Annotated in this window: 23 protein-coding genes; 7 read left to right on the top strand and 16 right to left on the bottom strand. The window is 46.4% G+C overall.

Annotated features, from left to right (window positions below; translation table 11 throughout):
- The first annotated feature begins 5 nt into the window (after positions 1 to 5).
- Genes B0I27_RS10095 through B0I27_RS10080 form a run of 4 tightly spaced genes read left to right on the top strand, consistent with a single transcriptional unit; the run spans position 6 to position 4,383 of the window.
- Positions 6 to 2,459: a heme lyase CcmF/NrfE family subunit gene (locus tag B0I27_RS10095; RefSeq protein WP_106293119.1), complete on the top strand. Its 2,454-nt coding sequence runs from the start codon at positions 6 to 8 to the stop codon at positions 2,457 to 2,459.
- Positions 2,459 to 3,223: a Rossmann-like and DUF2520 domain-containing protein gene (locus B0I27_RS10090; protein ID WP_106293118.1), complete on the top strand. Its 765-nt coding sequence runs from the start codon at positions 2,459 to 2,461 to the stop codon at positions 3,221 to 3,223. Before B0I27_RS10095 ends, B0I27_RS10090 begins: the two co-directional genes overlap by 1 nt.
- A 28-nt stretch (positions 3,224 to 3,251) precedes the next feature.
- Positions 3,252 to 3,788, top strand: coding sequence for a KdsC family phosphatase (locus tag B0I27_RS10085; RefSeq protein WP_106293117.1), 537 nt, complete (start codon positions 3,252 to 3,254; stop codon positions 3,786 to 3,788).
- Between the two features lie 10 nt (positions 3,789 to 3,798).
- Entirely contained in the window at positions 3,799 to 4,383 is a 585-nt protein-coding gene (locus tag B0I27_RS10080; RefSeq protein ID WP_106293273.1) for a Maf family nucleotide pyrophosphatase, read from the top strand.
- Positions 4,384 to 4,429: 46 nt separating this feature from the next.
- Here B0I27_RS10080 and B0I27_RS10075 read toward each other — a convergent pair whose 3' ends face one another.
- The 6 genes from B0I27_RS10075 to B0I27_RS10050 form a co-directional block, all read right to left on the bottom strand.
- Positions 4,430 to 5,353, bottom strand: a complete 924-nt coding sequence (locus B0I27_RS10075) for a Ppx/GppA phosphatase family protein (RefSeq protein ID WP_106293116.1) — start codon at positions 5,351 to 5,353, stop codon at positions 4,430 to 4,432.
- A gap of 49 nt (positions 5,354 to 5,402) precedes the next feature.
- Entirely contained in the window at positions 5,403 to 6,557 is a 1,155-nt protein-coding gene (gene dnaJ / locus B0I27_RS10070) for a molecular chaperone DnaJ (RefSeq protein WP_106293115.1), read from the bottom strand.
- Between the two features lie 4 nt (positions 6,558 to 6,561).
- A complete protein-coding gene (locus B0I27_RS10065) occupies positions 6,562 to 7,176 on the bottom strand; it encodes a nucleotide exchange factor GrpE (protein WP_281260341.1) in 615 nt (204 codons plus the stop codon).
- Between the two features lie 110 nt (positions 7,177 to 7,286).
- The gene (locus B0I27_RS10060; RefSeq protein ID WP_106293114.1) at positions 7,287 to 7,970 is read right to left on the bottom strand and encodes a cell division ATP-binding protein FtsE; all 684 of its coding nucleotides are present in this window, start codon (positions 7,968 to 7,970) and stop codon (positions 7,287 to 7,289) included.
- Positions 7,971 to 7,972: 2 nt separating this feature from the next.
- Complete coding sequence (locus B0I27_RS10055; protein ID WP_106293271.1) at positions 7,973 to 8,176, bottom strand: fructose-6-phosphate aldolase; 204 nt, start codon at positions 8,174 to 8,176, stop codon at positions 7,973 to 7,975.
- Between the two features lie 40 nt (positions 8,177 to 8,216).
- Complete coding sequence (locus B0I27_RS10050) at positions 8,217 to 9,242, bottom strand: acyl-CoA reductase (RefSeq protein ID WP_106293113.1); 1,026 nt, start codon at positions 9,240 to 9,242, stop codon at positions 8,217 to 8,219.
- Positions 9,243 to 9,339: 97 nt separating this feature from the next.
- On the opposite strand from B0I27_RS10050, the gene B0I27_RS10045 reads away from it, so the two are divergent.
- Positions 9,340 to 9,693: a 4Fe-4S binding protein gene (locus tag B0I27_RS10045; protein ID WP_106293112.1), complete on the top strand. Its 354-nt coding sequence runs from the start codon at positions 9,340 to 9,342 to the stop codon at positions 9,691 to 9,693.
- 66 nt (positions 9,694 to 9,759) lie between these two features.
- On the opposite strand, the gene B0I27_RS10040 is transcribed toward B0I27_RS10045, so the two are convergent.
- Positions 9,760 to 10,239: a universal stress protein gene (locus tag B0I27_RS10040; protein WP_106293111.1), complete on the bottom strand. Its 480-nt coding sequence runs from the start codon at positions 10,237 to 10,239 to the stop codon at positions 9,760 to 9,762.
- 100 nt (positions 10,240 to 10,339) lie between these two features.
- On the opposite strand from B0I27_RS10040, the gene B0I27_RS10035 reads away from it, so the two are divergent.
- On the top strand, positions 10,340 to 11,131 hold the full coding sequence (locus tag B0I27_RS10035; protein ID WP_106293110.1) for a C40 family peptidase: 792 nt from the start codon (positions 10,340 to 10,342) through the stop codon (positions 11,129 to 11,131).
- On the opposite strand, the gene B0I27_RS10030 is transcribed toward B0I27_RS10035, so the two are convergent.
- From B0I27_RS10030 to hisG, 9 genes are read right to left on the bottom strand one after another with little or no spacing between them, the layout of a single operon-like run.
- Entirely contained in the window at positions 11,121 to 12,035 is a 915-nt protein-coding gene (locus tag B0I27_RS10030; RefSeq protein ID WP_181276742.1) for a WD40 repeat domain-containing protein, read from the bottom strand. The two genes, B0I27_RS10035 and B0I27_RS10030, sit on opposite strands and share 11 nt — an antisense overlap.
- A gap of 9 nt (positions 12,036 to 12,044) precedes the next feature.
- On the bottom strand, positions 12,045 to 12,632 hold the full coding sequence (hisIE, locus tag B0I27_RS10025) for a bifunctional phosphoribosyl-AMP cyclohydrolase/phosphoribosyl-ATP diphosphatase HisIE (RefSeq protein ID WP_106293108.1): 588 nt from the start codon (positions 12,630 to 12,632) through the stop codon (positions 12,045 to 12,047).
- A gap of 14 nt (positions 12,633 to 12,646) precedes the next feature.
- Positions 12,647 to 13,402 (bottom strand): imidazole glycerol phosphate synthase subunit HisF, encoded by a 756-nt coding sequence (gene hisF / locus B0I27_RS10020; RefSeq protein WP_106293107.1) that lies wholly within the window; start codon positions 13,400 to 13,402, stop codon positions 12,647 to 12,649.
- Positions 13,403 to 14,158, bottom strand: a complete 756-nt coding sequence (locus B0I27_RS10015; protein ID WP_106293106.1) for a 1-(5-phosphoribosyl)-5-[(5-phosphoribosylamino)methylideneamino]imidazole-4-carboxamide isomerase — start codon at positions 14,156 to 14,158, stop codon at positions 13,403 to 13,405.
- A 7-nt stretch (positions 14,159 to 14,165) separates the two neighbouring features.
- Positions 14,166 to 14,756, bottom strand: a complete 591-nt coding sequence (gene hisH / locus B0I27_RS10010; RefSeq protein WP_106293105.1) for an imidazole glycerol phosphate synthase subunit HisH — start codon at positions 14,754 to 14,756, stop codon at positions 14,166 to 14,168.
- A 15-nt stretch (positions 14,757 to 14,771) separates the two neighbouring features.
- On the bottom strand, positions 14,772 to 15,932 hold the full coding sequence (gene hisB, locus B0I27_RS10005; protein WP_106293104.1) for a bifunctional histidinol-phosphatase/imidazoleglycerol-phosphate dehydratase HisB: 1,161 nt from the start codon (positions 15,930 to 15,932) through the stop codon (positions 14,772 to 14,774).
- A 1-nt stretch (position 15,933) separates the two neighbouring features.
- The gene (gene hisC / locus B0I27_RS10000; protein WP_106293103.1) at positions 15,934 to 16,992 is read right to left on the bottom strand and encodes a histidinol-phosphate transaminase; all 1,059 of its coding nucleotides are present in this window, start codon (positions 16,990 to 16,992) and stop codon (positions 15,934 to 15,936) included.
- 11 nt (positions 16,993 to 17,003) lie between these two features.
- Complete coding sequence (gene hisD, locus B0I27_RS09995) at positions 17,004 to 18,302, bottom strand: histidinol dehydrogenase (protein ID WP_106293102.1); 1,299 nt, start codon at positions 18,300 to 18,302, stop codon at positions 17,004 to 17,006.
- Positions 18,302 to 19,153 (bottom strand): ATP phosphoribosyltransferase, encoded by an 852-nt coding sequence (gene hisG, locus B0I27_RS09990; protein ID WP_106293101.1) that lies wholly within the window; start codon positions 19,151 to 19,153, stop codon positions 18,302 to 18,304. The genes hisD and hisG overlap by 1 nt, the downstream gene beginning before the upstream one ends.
- 208 nt (positions 19,154 to 19,361) lie before the next feature.
- Here hisG and B0I27_RS09985 point away from each other — a divergent pair, with 208 nt between their 5' ends.
- Complete coding sequence (locus B0I27_RS09985) at positions 19,362 to 20,552, top strand: BaiN/RdsA family NAD(P)/FAD-dependent oxidoreductase (RefSeq protein ID WP_106293100.1); 1,191 nt, start codon at positions 19,362 to 19,364, stop codon at positions 20,550 to 20,552.
- Positions 20,553 to 20,575 lie beyond the last annotated feature (23 nt).

The following is a 20,575-nucleotide window of genomic DNA, read 5'->3' as shown; positions in this document are numbered from 1 at the left end:
TCTAAATGGATATACAATTCGCAGGAGAACACCTGCTTCCAGGGAAACTTGGGCAGTTCTTTATAATATTAACTTTTGGCACAGCGCTTTTATCGGCAATTGCTTATTACTTCGCAACGATAAAAGATACGAAAGACGATTCCTGGAAGCGCCTGGCGCGCATCTCTACCTGGGTAAACACAGTTTCTGTATTGGGAATCGGAATCTGTCTTTATTATATAATCTACAATCATTATTTTGAGTATCACTATGCATGGGCGCATTCATCGCGCGCATTACCAGTGTATTATATTATCTCCAGTTTCTGGGAAGGACAGGAGGGAAGCTTCTGGCTATGGATGTTCTGGCAGTCACTTCTCGCTAATATTCTGATATGGAAAGCGCGTAGCTGGGAGAGTCCGGTGATGACGGTAATGATGCTGTCTCAGCTGTTCATCTCCTCGATGTTATTGGGGGTAGAGATCCTGGGTACTCGTGTAGGAAGTTCGCCTTTCATTCTTTTAAGAGATGCGGTAGAAGGGCCGATCTTTTCACGTCCGGATTACCTGTCTCTGATACCTGACGGAAACGGACTGAACCCTCTATTACAAAACTATTGGATGGTTATCCACCCACCAACACTATTCCTGGGCTTCGCTTCCATGATCATTCCTTTCGCTTATGCGATAGCAGGACTCTGGGAAAGAAGATATTCAGAATGGATCAAAGTATCTCTGCCATGGGCGTTATTTGCGGTCATGGTGCTGGGTGCAGGTATCATCATGGGATCCTTCTGGGCCTATGAAGCACTTAACTTCGGTGGTTTCTGGGCATGGGATCCGGTTGAGAATGCCTCTATCATTCCATGGCTGACGCTCATTGCGGCAGTGCACGTGATGCTGGCTTACAGAAGTTCAGGTCATTCTTACTTCACCGCTACATTCCTGGTGTTGATTAGTTTCGTGCTGGTATTGTACGCTTCATTCCTTACCCGAAGCGGTATTCTGGGTGAAACATCAGTGCACTCATTTACCGATCTTGGAATGTTTGGTCACCTGCTTGCTTATATCCTGGTATTCTTTTTTCTTGCGGTCGGTTTCCTGGTGGCAAGGTGGAAGGAACTTCCGATTACGAAGAAAGACGAGGAGACTTATTCACGTGAATTCTGGTTGTTTATCGGAGCCCTCGTTCTCACGGTGGCTTGTGTTCAGGTTATTTCGACCACATCTATACCGGTGTTTAACGCACTGTTCGGTACCAAGATTGCGCCTCCTGCGGATGTGATTCAGCATTATCACCAATGGCAGGTTCCGTTCGCCATCGTTATCAGCTTTATCTCCGGATTTTCGCAATATCTCCGATATAAAAATACTGACTCTAAAAAATTCTTTAAGAAGATTGGATTAATCCTGATCATCGCAGCTGTAGTTACTGCTGGATTTGCGTATATCGCTAAGGTGCATAACAATGTGATGTATGTGGTGCTAACCTTCGCCGCAATATTCTCTATCTCTTGTAACATCAGGATCCTGATTGATGCTATCAAAGGGAAATGGCGTCTTGCCGGATCTTCCATTGCACATATTGGGTTCGGTCTGTTGCTTATAGGAGCCCTGGTTGCAGCAGCCACAAGTAATGTGGTATCGCTGAATACTTCAGGTGTCGGTTTCGGAGAGGAGTTTGATAAAAACAACAACTCGAAAGAAAACATCATCCTTTACGAAGATGAGCCTGTACGCATGGACGAATATACGGTTACCTATAAAGGTGATTCTACTGAAGGTGTGAATACATACTATCGTGTAAATTACAAGGTTATCGACGAAAAGACTAAGGAAGTAAAGGAGGAGTTCGACCTGTATCCGCATGCTCAACAAAATGCAAAGATGCAGACGATTGTTGCGTCTCCAGACACCCGCCACTACCTGTTCCATGATATCTACACCCACGTAAGCAGCGTGCCCCTGAAAGAAGAAATGGCTGAACATGAAGACCATGAAGGTCATTCTGAAGATGAGGGTTATGAGAAGCCGGTAACGTATGAGGTATCTCCCGGAGATACTATCCGTTACAGAGAGGGTGTGATTGTAGTTAAGGGTGTGAACCGGAATGCTACCATTGAAAAGATTCCTTTGAAGGCTGGCGATGTAGCGATTGCCCTGCAACTGGAAATCAAAACCCACGCTAACAAAACGTACACGGCAGAACCTGTGTTCCTTGTTAAAGGGGGGAACAAGTTCGACTTCGGTAAGACGCTTGTTGATCCGGGTTTGAAAGTCCGCTTTTCAAACGTTTATCCTGAAAAAGACAAGCTGGAGATGATGCTCTACCAAAAACCGAAAGCTGAGAAGAAGTGGGTCGTCATGAAAGCGATTAAGTTTCCTTTCATTAACCTTTTCTGGGCCGGAAATATCCTGATGGTTGTAGGTTTCCTGATCTCGATTTTCAGAAGAAATAAGGAGATCAAAACCACTGACTAATGAAGATTGTCCTGCTTGGCAGTGGTAACGTAGCTACACATCTGGGCCATGCCCTGAAGACAGCTGGCCATGAGATCCTGCAGGTGTGGAGCCGCTCGCTTTCAAACGCACAACAGCTTGCTGATTCTTTATCAGCTGCTTTTACAAATGAAATTGGAGCGCTGAACAATACAGCTGATATTTATATTTTATCCATTAAAGATGATGCTATCGAGGAGGTGGCATCATCTTTTTTGTTTAAGGGTAAGTTGCTGGTTCATACTTCCGGGACAGCGGGTATTGATCTGCTTGGCAAGGAGTGGGCTAACAAGGGCGTATTTTACCCTTTGCAAACTTTCAGTAAGCAAAAGGGTGTCGATTTCAGCACTGTGCCGCTGCTATTGGAGGGAAGTAATGAAAAAGTTGTCGCCCAGCTTAACGAATTGGCTGCTAGTATCAGTCAGACCGTTCGACCAGCATCCTCCGAACAACGTGCAGCAATTCACGTTGCCGCTGTCTTTGCCTGCAATTTCAGCAATCATCTGTACTCCATATCAAAGGACTTGCTAGCCAAAGAAGGGCTCGACTTCAAGCTCCTGCTTCCGCTCATTGCAGAAACGGCAGCGAAGGTACAAAGTCTCGATCCGAAAGCTGCACAGACCGGACCTGCCATACGCGGTGACCAGGCAAGCATTGAAAAACATAAGAAGTACCTGGAGGCATCACCGGATCTCCAGCAACTGTATACGCTGATGACGAATAGCATCATCGGTTCCAAGAAATAAAATCTTTAGTCCCCTAAAACCTTAACACATGTTTTTATCAAAGATCAAATCTGTCAAAGCCTTCATATTCGATATCGACGGGATACTGACAGATGGTACCGTACTAGTCACCGAATCGGGTGATCAGCTAAGAAAGTTTAACGTAAGGGATGGATATGCCATGCGCTTAGCGGTGAGAAAAGGCTACCATATCTGCGTTATCTCAGGGGGCAACTCTGCGAGCGTTATCTTTCGTCTAAACGGACTGGGAGTAACGGAGGTTCACCTGGGAATAGACAAAAAGCTCAGCGTTTACGAAGACTTCATAAAAAAGCATGCGCTCGATCCAAAGGAAGTATTGTACATGGGTGATGATGTACCCGATATGCCTGTCATGCAAGCCGTGGGAGTGAGTGCCTGCCCGATTGACGCTATCGAGGAAGTGAAAGCCATCAGCGACTATATCTCTCCGTTCCCCGGAGGTACAGGCTGTGTTCGGGATGTGGTAGAGAAGGTTCTCAAAATCCAGGGCAAATGGTTTGACCAGGATCCTTCAGCACATGACGATACCATCACATCATCTTAAGAGTAAAAATATGATCACCACATTTCCGCCAGTAATATTGGCATCTAAGTCTCCACGCAGACAAGAACTCCTGCAGCAAATGGGCATTGACTTCAGGGTAGTTCTTAAAGACGTAGATGAATCATTCCCTGCATTCCTCCAGCCCGCCGAAGTAGCAGTTTATATCGCCCGGAAGAAGGCCGAAGCCTTTGATGACTCCTTGCAGGAGAATGAAATTGTCATTACAGCCGATACTATCGTTACAATCGACGGCCTGATATTGGGTAAACCTGAAGATGAGCAGGATGCATTCCGGATACTTTCTCTATTGTCGGGTAAAACACATGAGGTGATCACCGGCGTAGCCTTCTTATACAAACACAAAATCCATGCGTTTTACGACAGTACCACCGTTTATTTCCGCGGTTTAAGTGATGAAGACAAATGGTTTTACATCCGAAATTTTAAGCCTTTTGACAAAGCCGGTGCCTATGGAATACAGGAGTGGATCGGACATGCTGCTATTGAGAAAATTGAAGGCTCTTATAATAATGTAGTAGGGCTTCCAACCTTCAGAGTTTACCAGGAGTTGCAGAAAATCTTAGCCGACAAATAAGAATTAAGCGCTGCTAAAGTTCTGCCATCTGGAAAAGAGCCCCAGCCTAATCCAGCTTTTCATACAGCAAGCCCTCTTTAAGCGCATAAGTTGAAAGCATGACATTGCGGACACCGGCATGCGACAGGATATAGGACGTCAAAACAGCAGCAGTCACAATCATGTCTACACGCACCGGACTGATCTTGTCATCCGCAGCCCTCTGATCGTGAGTCGAAAGAAGGATATCGTTAATTACTGATTGCAGCTGCGTTCTCTCTATACGGTATCCAGACTCGCTGTCTCTGTCTCTCAGACCGTATTTGCGTATTGCCAGATCAGCGAAAGTTTCAAAGGCACCCGCAGAACCGATGAGGGTTTCCGGCTTATATAGGAATAGGTTCTTTTTAAGGTCAGCCAGTTGCTCTTCCAGATGTGTGTGAAGGGCGGAGATATCATCGGCGTTAATCGGATCAGACTTGTGAAAGAGAGCCATCAACCGCGCAGCCCCAATAGGATAGCTTTTCTTAAACTGAACGTTCTTCTCGTCGCAGAAAATAAACTCTACACTTCCTCCACCGATGTCCATAATCACAGCATTGCCGCGAATCTCAACAGCCTTGCTCACCCCTCGATAAATAAGGGAAGCCTCTTTATCACCATCAATGATGTCAATGCCTATTCCCGTCAGTGCTTTAACCTGATCAACAAAATTCTGGCCGTTAGCCGCGGTTCTTAAAGCCGCCGTACCCGTTCCGTAAACCTCGGTAACGTCATACTGATCAATGACCCGCTTAAAGTCCTGCATCGCCTCAAGCCCCCGATTAAAAGCAACTTCAGCGATCCTGGCTTCGGTTATCCCACCTTCGCCCAGCTTGACATGTTTCTTCTCTACGAAAATCTCGTTGATAGAACGATCCTCATTCAGTTCAGCAATTAATAAATGGAAGGTATTTGTACCCAGGTCGAGTACCGCGATAGGTTTTTTCATAGGAAAAAGCAAAGCCACCGTGAAGGTGGCTTTGTATGATGGATTTTAATTATTCGAAATATTCTTTCATTCTCTCGAAGAAGCTCTTCTCGTTTCTACCAGGCTGTGGCTTGAAGTTAGGAGAGCCCTGAAGCTTTTCAAGCATTTCTCTCTCATCCTTAGAGATCGCTTTAGGTGTCCATATATTCACGTACACCAGCTGGTCGCCTCTGTGATATGAATTCACTTCAGGAACACCCTTACCTTTTAGTCTCAGGATCTTTCCACCCTGTGTGCCCGGCTCGATCTTGATCTTCGCCTTGCCATCTATAGTAGGCACCTCTACGGAGGCTCCTAAGGCTGCGTCAATGAAGCTGATATGAAGATCATACACCACATTGTTGCCTTCGCGTTGTAGAGTCTCGTGCGGAATTTCCTCGATTAGAATAATCAGGTCTCCGGCGATACCACCGTTAGGGGCAGCATTACCCTTACCGCTCATCGAAAGCTGCATGCCTTCACTTACACCCGCTGGAATGTTGATTGTGATCGTTTCCTCACCGCGAACAACACCTTCACCATGGCAACTGTCGCACTTCGCAGTTATCTGCGATCCTGAACCGTTACAAGTAGGACAGGTGCTGCTGGTCTGCATCTGACCGAGGATCGTGTTGGTCACACGCCTTACAGATCCGGCGCCACCGCAGGTACGGCAGGTTTGAACAGAAGAGCGGTCTTTAGCACCAGTACCGTCGCATGTACGACAGGCAACAAGCTTATTCACCTTAATCTTCTTCTCTGCACCCTTGGCAATTTCTTCCAGGTTCAGCTTCACCTTGATCCGGAGGTTGCTACCTCTGGAAACACGGCTTCTGCCGCCTTGCTGACCGCCACCGCCAAAGAAGCTATCAAACGGACTGCCACCGCCACCAAAGATATCTCCAAACTGGCTGAAGATATCATCCATGTTCATGTGACCACCGCCACCATAGCCTCCCTGAGAAGCACCCGCATGTCCAAACTGGTCATACCTTTGTTTCTTCTCCGGATTGCTAAGAACTTCGTAAGCTTCTGCTGCCTCTTTGAACTTATCTTCTGCCTCTTTGTCGCCCGGGTTCTTATCCGGATGGTATTTAATCGCCAGCTTACGATAAGCCTTCTTTATCTCATCCGCAGAAGAACCTTTGGAAACACCGAGGATATCATAAAAATCTCTCTTCGCCATATAATTAACTTCCTACAACTACTTTAGCAAATCTGATCACCTTATCGTTCAGAAAATAGCCTTTTTCAACCTCGTCTATCACTTTACCCTTCATATCTTCTGATGGTGCAGGAATGTTCGTTATAGCTTCATGGAGATCAGCATCAAAGGATGTGCCTATAGACTCCATTTCTTTCACGCCTTTCTGAGTCAGCGTGGTCTTAAATTTACTACTTACTAAAACGATACCTTCTTTAACGGCCTCGATGTCTGAAGACGTATTCATGTATTTAATCGCACGGTCGAAGTCATCCGCAATCGGAAGAAGGCTTAAAAGAACATCCTTACCTGCTGACTGCAACAGTTCGATACGCTCTTTATTCGTACGTCTTTTGTAGTTGTCAAACTCTGCATACAGACGCAGGTATTTGTCGTTAGCCTCTTTCAGCTCCGCACGCAGTTTCTCCTCTGCAGAAACTTCTTCTACTTCCTGAGCTTCAGCTTCTGCTGATTGCTCTGCCTGCGGCTGTTCCGCCTGCTCTACATTTTGTTCCATCTCAGACTGAGTCTGATTGTCAGAAGCTACTTTCTCTTCTTCGGTAGTTTTCTTCTTGTTTTTCAACATATCTGAAAAGTTCATATCTAATGGGATAGACAAATAATTTGCCAAGTTAATTAAACGGTCAAGCTGTCAGCTTAAACCAAAACAATGTCAGCCCGATGATGCATCAGGCAGACAATAAGCCCTGTTTATGCAATTTTTGCGTCCTCGATCACACGACCGTTCTCGCATTTGATGATGCGTGAAGGGAAGGTTCGGATGAGGTTGTAATTATGGGTAGCCATAAGGATGGCCGTGCCCGAGCGGCTGATGTCTTTCAGCAGGAGCATAATTTCTTCAGATGTTTCCGGGTCCAGATTACCTGTAGGCTCATCAGCGAGGATCAGCTCCGGATCATTAAGAAGCGCTCTGGCAACCACTACACGCTGTTGTTCTCCACCCGAAAGCTCGTGTGGCATCTTCTTCAACTTGGAGCGCAGACCTACTTTTTCAAGCACGTCTTTGATACGCTCATCTTTGAGCTTGCGGTCTTTCCAGCCCGTAGCATTCAGCACAAAGCGCAGGTTTTCTTCCACCGTACGATCTGTCAGCAACTGGAAATCCTGAAATACGATGCCCAACTTACGACGCAGGTAGGGTACATCATGATCAGAAAGCTTCTTCAAGTCGTAACCTCCCGCATGTCCCTCTCCCTCAGTGATATGAAGTTCACCATACAGGATCTTCATCAAACTGCTCTTTCCTGATCCAGTCTGACCAATAAGGAACACAAACTCCCCCTTATCTATATGCAGGTTTACTGATGACAGAACGAGGTGCTTTTGCTGATAAACATCTACGTTATGGAGTTTTATAATGGAGTTTCCGATCATTACTATATTTCTAATTTCATTATTTTACCAAAAGGGAGGTCTTTTACCAGCGACATGATCGCCTCTGCCTTGTCACCAAGACCTATTTTTTGCAGCGACTTATCCGGCCTGTCCACCCGAAAATACGCCAGCAAGGTAAATTCATCATCTCGTAGCTGAACATAATCCGGTATTTTAGCTATTCCCTTTACTTTGATGACATACATATCCTCAAAGTTAATGTTTTCCGGCAAAATCGCCATTCTATTATATACTTAGAAGGAAGGCAAAGGTATCAATCCCGTCTGCATAATCCCATAAACGGGGACTCTGGCTGCAGCCGAAACCCACAACCTGACTATCGATTGAAAGCTCAGCGTTAGCAACCACACACTGAATTTGCCCGGAAATCAATGTAAGCTTTGCTTCTGCATCCGTCCGATCCTTATATTCATCAAAGAAAAGGGCCGCCAGGGGAGAAGCCATCCCCTCGTCGCGTTTTAACAGCAGGAAGCCATTGTCCAGATGCTTCGCTCCGTTTACCAGATAGATCGACTTATTATAATCATAGTTATTCGCATACTTATGGTGGTTGATCATCCCCTTGAAAGGCTCTTCAATCGCCTCAAAGAAAGGCACGAAGTCATAACCTTCAGGAACCAGAAGTTTAGAGACGTTACGGCAACCCAAGCCGAAGTAGTCGAAAATATCATGCCCCAGGGCCACAAAATCTTCCGTTGTCTCGGTCCCATCCAAAACGGCGATGCTATTCCTGTTGCCCCGAATAATGTGAGGAACTGACTTAAAATAGTATTCAAAGTAGCGCGAAGTATTGTTACTTCCGGTGGCAATTACCGCATCAAAGTCCTTTAAGCGGTCAACATACACAATTCGCTTAGCAAATGCAGGATAGAAATCGACCAGACGGCTGAGGATATGAGGTGTAAGGTGTTTGTCCTGAGAGGACAGTTTAACAGACGCTATGTGTCCGCTTGCCAGCACAGTCAGAATATCATGGAAACCTACCAAGGGAATATTTCCGGCCAATACAAGCCCTACTACTTTTGCCTTTCCGCTCTGCGTCCTACCAGCATAAGCGCCGTCTATCCACTGCTCAATATCCCGCCCATTCAGCATGGTGCCCAATGCCCTTACGGCCTTTCCGACCTGATCTGCTGTAAACCAGGCATTATAATGATGAGAAGCGTTTACCAGAGATAAGAGTTGTTCATCGTCCGATAGTAAGTAGTGTCCTAACTGTGTAAAAGCTTCCTTTATTTGATGTACTGACATGTATCCTTATATTAAAACCAAGTTTTCTATTATATTTGCATTGTTTTTGCATGCATATAACTTTGCAAAGTTAAGTTAAGGAAAAGACATTTAGACCATGGCAATTATAATAACAGATGAGTGTATAAACTGCGGAGCTTGTGAACCAGAGTGCCCAAACAATGCTATTTACGATGCTGGAGCTGCATGGCGTTTCTCGGACGGAACATCCTTGCGTGGCGTTATCGACTTCGGTGATGGAACCACTCTTGATGCCGAAGAAGTTCAGGCCGCGATATCAGACGAGTTCTACTATATAGTATCCGATAAGTGTACAGAATGTAAAGGCTTCCATGACGAGCCTCAATGTGCGGCGGTTTGCCCCGTTGATTGCTGCGTGGATGACGAAGATGTAAGAGAAACTGAAGAAGAGCTTCTTGCAAAGAAGGCTTGGCTTCACATGGAAGCATAAGAACCTATATACAAAAAGGCGGATACATTTCTGATGTATCCGCCTTTTTTATGCCTGTGCCTGAACCTATTCTTCCTCCAAATCTTTATTCGGTATAATCAATACCGGACATTTTGCCTTCCTGGCTACCTTTTCCGACACACTTCCCGAAATGAAATGGTCAAAACCCGTCCGGCCATGTGTGCCTAGAATGATCATATCCGCTTCCCATTCTTCCGCCGTTGCCAGAATTTCGTCTCTGGGATTACCCAGCTTGGTATATGTATATGTTGGAACCCGACCTGCGTACACCTCAGAGATACGATCCAGCAATTTCCTGCTCGACTCGTCCTGCATCTGTATAAGATCCGGCAGCACCACCTGCGACTCATTCAACATCGGATCGGCGATATAAGAGGTCCCTACGGGCACTTCATTAACATGTAGCAATGCCACCGAGGCGTTCAGCTTTTCGGCAAGGTCAAATCCATATCCTGCCGCCCGTTCAGAATATTGACTGTCTTCTACGGCAATCAAAATCTTCGTGATCTGATTCAGTGTTTTCATAATTGCGGGTTTAAGTTAATCTGTCTTATAAAGATGAAACGTTTTTACAATCCATTAGTTTTAATTAGGCCTTAGGAGATTTTTTTAATTTATTTGTAAGATGACTACTGAATTTGGCGTGTGCAACCTCGCTTTGGTTCCTCTCAGGGCCGAAGCGTCCGATAAAAGTGAAATCATGTCCTTTCTTCTTTTTGGAGATTGCTTTGAGATCCTCGAGACTCAGCCAAAGTGGATGCAGGTGCGGACCTTATCCGACGATTATACCGGCTGGATAGATCCAAAACAGCAGCAGAATCTCAGGGAGAAGCAGGTTCAGCAGCTCCAGGAAAACCAGGTAGTGACCGGACCGGCCATTTTCCATACCATCGAAAGGACGGATAATCACGAGACATTGCATCTCGTCGCCGGCAGCAGAATCCCCGCGCCGGATGCCCAACACCTGTTCAGGATAGGAGAGACGACCTACCGATTCATCCAGGTACCACAGCTCGCCGCAGGGCGTGACTTCGACCGCCACATCAGCGAATACGCACGTTTCTACTTAAATGCACCCTATTTATGGGGAGGAAAATCAATCTTAGGGATAGACTGCTCAGGCTTCACCCAGATGGTCTTCAGAATGCTCGACATAGAAATACTTAGAGATGCATGGCAGCAGGCAGAGCAAGGCAGTGTGGTCAATTTTTTACAGGAGATCAAACCAGGAGATCTGGCATTCTTTGATAATGATGAAGGACGAATCATCCACGTGGGCATTATTCTCGACTCCCAGCACATCATTCATGCATCAGGAAAGGTACGCATCGATGTGATCGACAATCAGGGGATCTATAATGCAGAGGTTGGGCGCCATACCCATAAACTGCGTATAATAAAACGCTTTACGAGCTAACTCTGATCTCCCAGAGCATCGCCATTTTATCATCACTTACAGAAGCCAGCAGCTTACCGCCGTCAAGCCAGGTCAGCTTATTAACCGAGTGGGAGTGGGAGTTGAAGCCCTTATCTTTGCTGATGATGCGTTTCAGCTTCATGCCATCCAGATCCCAGATTTTAATGCTCTTATCCTGACTGGCCGTTGCGAACAAGCGGCCCCCGGGATGGAACTTAATATCGTAGACCGCAGACATGTGGGCTGTCAGGCTATTCGAAATGCTGTAGTCCGAAACGCTCCATTTGATGAGCTGCGCATCACGTCCGCCGGAAAGAAGTACATGTCCATCCGGACTAAACGCCACAGAAGTCACCGCCATCGTATGCCCGTTCAGCTCATGCTGCAAACTATAAGTATCCGCATCATAGATCCGCACCAGGCTATCTTTGCAACCAAAGGCAAGCGTTTGTTCATCCGGACTCACCGCCATCGCCCTGATGGTATCACTAGAAACCCGGAAATTGTACAGAAAGGAGTAATCTAGAGCACTGATAACCGAAACAGTACCATCCTCAGATCCCACCAGGATTTCATTCTTCCGCCTGATCTCCGCGATAGAGAAGACAGGCAGCTTATGCTGTTCAATGCGTGCGATGATTTTGCTCTCCGAAAGACTGAAGATACTCACGGCCCCACTTCTTTCCCCAATCACAAGAATACCCTTTTCTGGAGAAAGATGAAGAGCGTAAACGGAGCTTCTAACCGGACAAACAACAGTCGGTTTGCGATCAGCCAATGACCACTGCACAATACCCTTGTCATTTCCAGCCGTATAAAAGCTTGCATCATCGATGCCCGTTTCAACCGTATAAATGGAGTTTTGATGGCCGGGCAATAGAGCCAGCAAATCAATGTCAATCATCAGCATAGACTATTTATGTCTCGACTCGAGGTTCTTGGCAATTTGTTCCAACGAAACATTCTTTTCGCGCAGGAGAACAAGCAGGTGGAATACCAAATCAGATGATTCGTTAATAAAGTCAAATTCCGTCTCATTCAAAGCCGCGATAACGGTCTCGACACCCTCTTCGCCTACCTTCTGAGCGATTTTATTCAAACCTTTCTCTCTTAGTCGGTTCACGTAAGAACTTTCCTGAGGATTAGCATATCTGTCGGCAATGATCTGCTCCAGTTTGAAAATAAAGTTTTGATTGTATTCAGAAGAGAAACAGCTGCGCGACCCGGTATGGCAGGTCGGACCGACAGGATCGGCCTTAATCAGAATAGTATCCTGATCACAATCAATAGCGATGTTTTTCACATAAAGAAAGTTGCCGCTTTCCTCACCTTTGGTCCAGAGGCGGTTCTTTGAACGCGAGTAGAAAGTTACCTTACCCTCAGCTTCTGTTTTAGCAAAAGCCTCTTCGTTCATGTATCCCAGCATCAGCACTTCCAAACTTTGGAAATCCTGAATGATCACAGGCACTAAACCCTCTCCTTTATTAAAGTCTATAGACATTTCAATGTTATTTATTATAAACGGACCTCGATGTTCTGCTTCCTTAACTCCCTTTTCAGGTCAGGAATCAGTATCTCTCCATAATGAAAAACCGAAGCCGCTAAAGCAGCGTCGACATTCGCCTCCAGGAAAGTATCCGCAAAATGCTGAATGGTACCCGCACCGCCCGAAGCAATGATGGGGATAGACAAAGTGCTGTTGATTTTCCCCAGCAAGCCGTTATCAAATCCAGCCTTCGTTCCGTCATGATCCATGGAAGTCAGCAATATTTCACCCGCACCGCGTGATTCCACTTCCTTAATCCAGACTTCGGTTTCAATCTCCGTCGCTATCCGGCCGCCGTTCAGATGAACCAGATTCTTTCCGTTCACCCTTTTAGTGTCCACCGCCACAACAACAAACTGCTTACCAAAGGCATTAGCCAGCTCATTGATGAGTTCCGGATTTCTTACCGCAGCCGAGTTAATGGAAATCTTATCCGCCCCGGAATTCAGCAGAACATCCGCATCCGCAATTTCGTTGATCCCGCCGCCGATGGTGAAAGGGATGTTCACCTGTCGGGCAACCGACTTCACCAGCTCAACCATGGTCTTACGTCGCTCATTCGTCGCCGTAATATCCAGGAATACCAGCTCATCCGCACCCTGCCTCGAGTATTGCCAGGCCAGTTCCACCGGGTCACCGGCATCCCTCAGGTCAACGAAATTGATACCTTTAACGGTCCTGCCATCTTTAACATCCAGGCAGGGAATAATGCGTTTGGAGACCAATTAGAAAGAAATTAATGATTTTAAGTTCCAGTCTTTTATCTCGTCGATGGAGATATGACCTTCATAAATAGCCTTACCAACCACGCAAGCTTCTACCTTATATTGCTGCACCGCTCTGATGTCATCCATTGAGCTGATACCGCCTGAAGCAATAAGCTTGATGAAAGGAGAGTGGTCCAGAAGTTTCTGGTACAGTTCTACACCGGCACCACCTAATTTACCATCCTTATTGATGTCGGTACAAAGAAAACGGAAGAAACCTAAGTTAAGACAGGTGTCTACGTAATCCATTAATTTGATTGGTGAGCTTTCCATCCAACCCGAATACTTGATTACCTCGTCAAGGACGTCGATAGCCACAACAATCTGGTCAGTTCCTGTCCCTGTTTCCCTGTGTGTAAAAGCACGGCTCAGTTCAGGAAGAAAGTCAGGATTTGTGATCGCCTGAGTTCCAACAATAACACGATGTATGCCTGCATCGATAAGCTCTTTCACTTTCTCAATACTTCTAACACCACCGCCATACTGAACTTTCATCTCAGTCTTACGGATAATATCGAATAGATATTCCTGGTTACTGAAATCACCTTTCGCGCCATTCAAGTCGATAATGTGAACAAATTCAGTCCCGTTAGACTGATAGCGCTCAATCATTTCCTCTAAAGTTACATCGTAAAATGTAGCTTGCTCGTAGTTTCCTTCACGTAAACGGACAACCTTTTTGTCCAGAATATCAATTGCAGGGATTATGTACATATTTTTTCTATAATTCTGAAAAGTTTTTGAGTAACTGCTCTCCCGCTTCACCTGATTTTTCAGGATGAAACTGAACGCCATAAAAATTGTTTTTACTAATTGCTGCCGAGAATTTTAACCCATAGTCAGCAAAAGCGACTGTAAAAGTAGAATTAAATTCTATAAAATAGGAATGAACGAAGTAAAAGTACGTCTCATTTGGAATTCCCTCAAATAATTTACTTTCATTTTGAACGCTAACCTTGTTCCAGCCCGTATGTGGGACCTTTATCTTCAGGTCTTCGGTAAAATGACGGGTTTTTACTGGCGTGATTCCTAATAATGAGGAATTTCCTTCCTCCGAAAACTCCGTAAGCAACTGCATCCCGACGCAGATTCCCAACACGGGTTTCGTGATCGATTTGATGCTTTCCACCAGTCCGCTTTCCTCCAGTTTCTGCATCGCCGCTCCGGCATGACCCACACCCGGAATGATGAAGCGATCGTATCTGTCGAAGCTATCGGCCGAATTCACCATCTCATAAGCAATCTTCTGCCTGTCCAATGCAGCAGTGAGCGAAAAAATGTTGCCGGCGCCGTAGTTAATTATTCCGATCATTTATTTCTGTCTTAATTAAAGAAGGCCCTTCGTACTGGGTAATTGCATATTGTTTACATCCCGCTTCGCTGCCATCTTGATTGCTTTCGCAAACACTTTAAAAATAGCTTCAATCTTATGATGTTCGTTAGTCCCTTCAGCCTTAATGTTCAGGTTACAGCGAGATGCGTCACTGAACGACTTAAAGAAATGGTAGAACATCTCCGTAGGCATTTCGCCTATCTTTTCACGCTTAAAATCTGCATCCCAAACAATCCAGTTCCTCCCGCCGAAGTCGATAGCCGCCTGAGCCAGGCAATCATCCATTGGCAGGCAAAAACCATACCGTTCAATACCTCTTTTGTCGCCTAATGCTTTCGCAATAGCCTCACCCAGAGTGATTCCCGTATCTTCTATCGTATGGTGTTCGTCGATGTGCAGATCGCCCTTTGCCGTAATTTCCAGATCTATGCTGCCATGTCTCGCGATCTGGTCCAGCATATGATCAAAGAAATGCAGTCCGGTGCTGATCTTAGCATCGCCCTTACCATCCAGATTTAGTTTAATGTATATATCGGTTTCCTTGGTTGTCCTTCTGTGCTCAACCTCTCTTTTACCTACTTTCAAAAATTCATAGATGTCTTTCCATGAAGTAGTTGCCAGTGCAATGTAATCGTTCAGTATCTCCAGCTTGCTGCTCACCTCGTCAGCACCCAGACTATCCGATTGGTTAATCCATATTGCTTTAGCGTTCAGGTTCTTAGCCAGCTCAATATCCGTCACTCTGTCACCTATAACGAAAGAGTTTTCAAGGTCGTATTTTTCTACGTCAAAAAAATGCTTCAGAAGTGCGATGCCCGGTTTTCGTGTATCTTTGTTCTCATGTGCAAAGGTTTTGTCAATGATGACTTCCTTAAATATCACACCTTCCGCCTCAAAAGAGTTCATAATAAAGTTATGTACCGGCCAGAAATTGGCTTCCGGATGGCTGTCCGTTCCCAAACCGTCCTGGTTCGTCACCATGATCAGGTCAAAGTCCAGTTCCTCGGCAATCTTCGTCATGTATTTGAAGGCACCCGGATAGAAGCGCAGCTTCGAAAAAGAATCCACCTGATAATCCTCAGGCTCCAGAACCAGGGTCCCATCCCGGTCAATAAACAATACTTTGCGCTTGTTAGCACTTTTCAAGTCTTCCATTTTATTTAGCAGTAGAGTAGGCTTTCAATGTATTAATCAATAAAACGTTTTCTTCAGGTGTACCGATGGTGATGCGGATAGCACCCTCACAAAGCTGAACCTTGGAGCGGTCACGTGTGATGATACCATTTTCAACCAGGTACACATAGAGTCCCCGGGCATCAGTAGTCTTCACCATGATGAAGTTCGCGTCCGAAGGCACGATCTCGATAACGAAGGGGAGCTCAATCATCTCTGCAATCACCATCTCCCGCTGGCGGATCGTCTCGCGGATCCACTCATTTACCTGGTCTACGTTGTTCAGCGCTTCCAGAGCCAGTTCCTGAGTAGCCTCGTTAATATTATATGGCGGCTTTACCTTGTTGAAGACCTCGATGATCTCTTCACTTGCGAAAGCCATACCCAGACGGATTCCGGCAAGTCCCCATGCCTTCGACAAGGTCTGCAGCACCACGAGGTTGCTATATTCCGTTAGCTCCTGTATAAAGGTTTTCTGCCTGGAGTAATTGATATACGCCTCATCCACAACAACCAGTCCCCCGAAATTCGCAATCAGCGTTTCAATATCTTCACGCATAATGGAGTTACCGGTAGGGTTGTTAGGCGAGCAAACAAAGATCATCTTCGTATTCTCATCAATAGCCTCCGCAATAGCTTCCATATCCAGCTGATAGTCCGGAGTCAGCAATATCTTTTTTAGCGTGACATCGTTGATGTTAGCCGAGACCTCGTACATGCCATAGGTAGGAGGTAGGACGATGACGTTGTCGATACCCGGGCGACAAAAAGCCCTGAACAAAATGTCAATCGCTTCATCACTGCCATTTCCCAGAAAGATATTTTGAGGCGGCACACCCTTGATCGTGCTGAGCTTCGTCTTCACAGCCATCTGCAAAGGGTCAGGATAGCGGTTATAGTTTTTATTTAAAGGAGAGCCAAAGCTGTTCTCGTTCGCGTCAAGGAAAACAGAAGCTTCCCCCTTGTATTCATCCCGTGCAGAAGAATACGGAACCAGATTCAATATGTTGGTTCTCAATAGTTTTGTTAAATCAAATTCCATCGCTTGTTTAATTAGCTGTTCACAGAAGAAATTCGGACCGACATGGCATTTTTATGGGCCTGCAGTCCCTCCAGTTCGGCCAAAACCTCAACGGCCTTACCAATCTGATGGACCCCTTCGGGTGAGATATGTTGAAATGTAATTTTCTTGATAAAGGAGTCAAGCGACACACCCGAGTAGGAGCGCGCATAGGCACTTGTCGGCAGCGTATGATTCGTGCCCGATGCATAGTCGCCCGCACTTTCAGGAGTAAGATGTCCGAGAAATACTGAGCCCGCATTACTGATCGAAGGAATCAATTCCTTCCAGTTAGCTGTCGCCAGGATCAAATGCTCGGGAGCATACAGGTTGCTGAAATCCATAGCCTGCACCAGGTCTGCCGTCAATACCGCGTATGAATTCGCTATCGCCTTAGCAGCAATTTCCGCTCTCGGCAACACCGCAAGCTGTCTTTCCAGAGCAGCAACCGTTTCGCTGATAAGCGCAGACGAGTTGGATACCAGGATAGCCTGCGAATCCGCGCCATGTTCCGCCTGCGCCAGAAGATCTGCCGCTACAAATTCCGGATTAGCACCCTCATCTGCCAGAACCAATACCTCCGAAGGACCGGCAGGCATATCAATAGCCGTCTGCGTCGTCGACTGAATGAGCGTCTTCGCTTTGGTTACGTATTGGTTACCCGGACCGAAAATCTTATCCGTGCGTGGGACAGAATCCGTTCCATAAGCCATAGCAGCCACCGCCTGAGCCCCCCCCGCAAGATAAACGCGTTCGACGTCAAGCAATACCGCCACATAAGCTACGTAACAATTGATCAGGCCGTCCTTTTGAGGAGGCGAACAAACCACGATTTCCTTACATCCCGCAATACGGGCAGGAATTCCGAGCATCAGAAAAGTGCTGGGCAGCACGGCCGAACCTCCCGGAATATACAGACCAACACGCTCGATAGCTCTCGCTTCCCTCCAGCAGGTTACCCCCGGCATCGTATCAACCGGCGCTTCCTGATGCTTCTGCGCAGCGTGGAATGCAGAAATATTAGCGTAAGCCAGGTCAATAGCCGCCTTTTGTTCAGCGCCTATACCGGCAGCAATTTGCGCAATCTCCGCTTTCTCAATAAAGAGCTTATCCAGTTTTACCCCGTCAAACTTTTCGGCGAAGGCCTTAAGAGCCTCATCACCCCGGCTGCGCACTTCAGCGATAATGCCTTCCACGCGCTGGCCGATAGTCTGGTCTTCATCAGCATTTCTGGAGATCAGTTTATTGATCTCAGAGGCCGACAGGTCCTGATATGAATAGGTTTGTAACACTATAAAATGATCTTTTCAATAGGCATAACAACAATTCCCTGCGCTCCAACAGCCTTCATCTGGCTGATCTTATCCCAGAAATCTTTTTCTGCAACAACCGTATGAACAGCTACCCAGCCTTCTTCAGCCAAAGGAACAACAGTAGGACTCTTGATACCGCTTAGCAGTGACTTGATCGCATCCAGGTTCTTGCGCTCGATGTTCAGCACCACGTACTTGGTCTCTTTTGCCCGCAGTACCGATTGTACGCGTTGCAGAAGTTCCACGATCAGCGGGTTCTGCTCATCGCCCTTACGGCCGATCAAGACGGCCTGCGAATGCATGACATCCCCGAAAGGGATCAGTCCGTTACTCTTCAACGTGCCGCCTGTCGAAACAAGGTCACATATCGCATCACTCAGCCCAAGGCCGGGAGCAATCTCCACAGAACCTGAGATGGTGCGTATATCCGCAGCAACATTATTTTTCGCCAGGAATTTCTTTAAGATATTCGGATAGGAGGTGGCAATTGCTTTACCGCTCAGGTCTGATAAGGACTGGATCTGCCCGTTGTTCGGTACAGCCAGCTTCAGCGAACATTTGCCAAAGCCCAGCATCTGCAGGTAAGCTACATCAACTTCCGTTTCGTTGATCACGTTTTCGCCTACAATACCCAGGTCAGCGATGCCATCCTGCACGTATTCAGGGATATCATCATCTCTTAAAAAAAGAATTTCTAAAGGGAAGTTGGAAACTGTAGATATTAATGAGCTTTTGTAGTTTTCAAAACTAAGGCCGCAGTTTTTAAGAAGCTCTACCGATTTTTCGTTTAGTCTACCAGATTTCTGGATAGCAATTTTGAGTGTTTTCAATTTTAAATAAGTTAATCAGTCCAATAAAAGGTGTTCAGGAACAATCAGTTTCACGTAGAAACCATATACATATCATATCGCCGCTAGGCGATGATGGAAATGATGATGGTATGTGAACGATATCGACATATATTGGGCTCCTGATTAAAACCGGGATATGACAAATATACATATCCAACCCTAAAATCAAAACTTTTATATTTGGCCGATGGTTGATGCGATTATTATTGGCGCCGGCGCCTGCGGCTTGATGTGTGCGGTTCAGGCAGGTTTTTTAGGCAAACAGGTCATCCTGCTGGAGAAGAACGACAAGGCAGGAGCGAAGATCCTGATCTCCGGAGGCGGACGATGCAACTACACCAATCTCTTCAGCAGTCCCGCCAATTTCATCTCTCAAAACGAACACTTCTCCAAGTCGACCTTTTCACAATGGACCGTTGAAGACAGCATCAGTTTCTTCGAAGCATACGGCATCTACGGTCAGGAGAAGACACTCGGACAGCTCTTTCCCGAGAATAACAAAGCCAAGGATATTGTCGACGTCTTTACATCGCTCTGCGATGATCTCGGACAAACGATCCGCTTGCAGGCAGATGTGAAGTCTGTACAACGCAAGGAAGATGGCAGTTTTGCCGTTATGTATGAGCATCAAGGCAAGAGCAAGACCCTGGAAGCACCAGCCGTTGTCATCGCTTCAGGCGGTTTGCCCGTTCAGAAGATGGGCGCGACCGACTTTGGCTTGCGCATTGCAAAGGAGTTCGGATTGAAGATTGTCCCTACAGCACCAGCATTGGTTCCTTTAACCGTTACGGGGAAAGACGCGGAGTGGTTTGCCAGCTTGTCCGGCAACAGCATTTTCTGCAGAGTAAGCAATGAGCGGATCAGCTTCGAAGAGAATATCCTCTTTACCCACTGGGGACTCAGCGGTCCCGCTATCCTGCAAATTTCATCCTATTGGCGCCCCGGGGAATGGGTGGAACTTGATCTTCTTCCCGGAAGGAATATCCTCGAGCTCATCGAGCAGGAGCGTCAGCAGAACGGAAAGCGCAGTCTGCTCACCCTCTTAGCACAGCTTTACACCCGGAAGATTGCAGATGCACTAGCCAAATACCTGCCGGTTGATAAGAATCTGGCCTCCCTGAGTAAGGCCGATCTGCAAGCTGTTGAGCAGCAGATTCATTATTTCAGGGTCAAACCAGCCGGCGACAAAGGATACGATAGGGCAGAAGTCATGCGCGGCGGGGTAGATACAAGCGAGCTATCCTCCAAAACCCTGGAAGCCAAAAAAGTACCCGGACTCTATTTCGGCGGAGAATGCGTAGACGTTACCGGATGGTTGGGCGGTTATAATTTCCAATGGGCCTGGGCCTCAGGGTTCGTGATAGCACAGCGTATCTGATACTTAAAAAAGAGACAAATCTC

This window comes from Arcticibacter pallidicorallinus (assembly GCF_003002875.1).
Lineage (GTDB): Bacteria > Bacteroidota > Bacteroidia > Sphingobacteriales > Sphingobacteriaceae > Arcticibacter > Arcticibacter pallidicorallinus.
The sequence above is the reverse complement of the archived record's forward strand: the minus strand, read 5'-3'. Positions and strand labels throughout refer to the sequence as shown.

Coding starts and splice junctions, on each gene's coding strand:
- B0I27_RS10095 (WP_106293119.1), top strand. CDS start 6: ATGGATATACAATTCGCAGGAGAACACCTGCTTCCAGGGAAACTTGGG.
- B0I27_RS10090 (WP_106293118.1), top strand. CDS start 2,459: ATGAAGATTGTCCTGCTTGGCAGTGGTAACGTAGCTACACATCTGGGC.
- B0I27_RS10085 (WP_106293117.1), top strand. CDS start 3,252: ATGTTTTTATCAAAGATCAAATCTGTCAAAGCCTTCATATTCGATATC.
- B0I27_RS10080 (WP_106293273.1), top strand. CDS start 3,799: ATGATCACCACATTTCCGCCAGTAATATTGGCATCTAAGTCTCCACGC.
- B0I27_RS10075 (WP_106293116.1), bottom strand. CDS start 5,353: ATGAAAAAACCTATCGCGGTACTCGACCTGGGTACAAATACCTTCCAT.
- dnaJ (WP_106293115.1), bottom strand. CDS start 6,557: ATGGCGAAGAGAGATTTTTATGATATCCTCGGTGTTTCCAAAGGTTCT.
- B0I27_RS10065 (WP_281260341.1), bottom strand. CDS start 7,176: ATGAACTTTTCAGATATGTTGAAAAACAAGAAGAAAACTACCGAAGAA.
- B0I27_RS10060 (WP_106293114.1), bottom strand. CDS start 7,970: ATGATCGGAAACTCCATTATAAAACTCCATAACGTAGATGTTTATCAG.
- B0I27_RS10055 (WP_106293271.1), bottom strand. CDS start 8,176: ATGTATGTCATCAAAGTAAAGGGAATAGCTAAAATACCGGATTATGTT.
- B0I27_RS10050 (WP_106293113.1), bottom strand. CDS start 9,242: ATGTCAGTACATCAAATAAAGGAAGCTTTTACACAGTTAGGACACTAC.
- B0I27_RS10045 (WP_106293112.1), top strand. CDS start 9,340: ATGGCAATTATAATAACAGATGAGTGTATAAACTGCGGAGCTTGTGAA.
- B0I27_RS10040 (WP_106293111.1), bottom strand. CDS start 10,239: ATGAAAACACTGAATCAGATCACGAAGATTTTGATTGCCGTAGAAGAC.
- B0I27_RS10035 (WP_106293110.1), top strand. CDS start 10,340: ATGACTACTGAATTTGGCGTGTGCAACCTCGCTTTGGTTCCTCTCAGG.
- B0I27_RS10030 (WP_181276742.1), bottom strand. CDS start 12,035: ATGATTGACATTGATTTGCTGGCTCTATTGCCCGGCCATCAAAACTCC.
- hisIE (WP_106293108.1), bottom strand. CDS start 12,632: ATGTCTATAGACTTTAATAAAGGAGAGGGTTTAGTGCCTGTGATCATT.
- B0I27_RS10015 (WP_106293106.1), bottom strand. CDS start 14,158: ATGTACATAATCCCTGCAATTGATATTCTGGACAAAAAGGTTGTCCGT.
- hisH (WP_106293105.1), bottom strand. CDS start 14,756: ATGATCGGAATAATTAACTACGGCGCCGGCAACATTTTTTCGCTCACT.
- hisB (WP_106293104.1), bottom strand. CDS start 15,932: ATGGAAGACTTGAAAAGTGCTAACAAGCGCAAAGTATTGTTTATTGAC.
- hisC (WP_106293103.1), bottom strand. CDS start 16,992: ATGGAATTTGATTTAACAAAACTATTGAGAACCAACATATTGAATCTG.
- B0I27_RS09985 (WP_106293100.1), top strand. CDS start 19,362: ATGGTTGATGCGATTATTATTGGCGCCGGCGCCTGCGGCTTGATGTGT.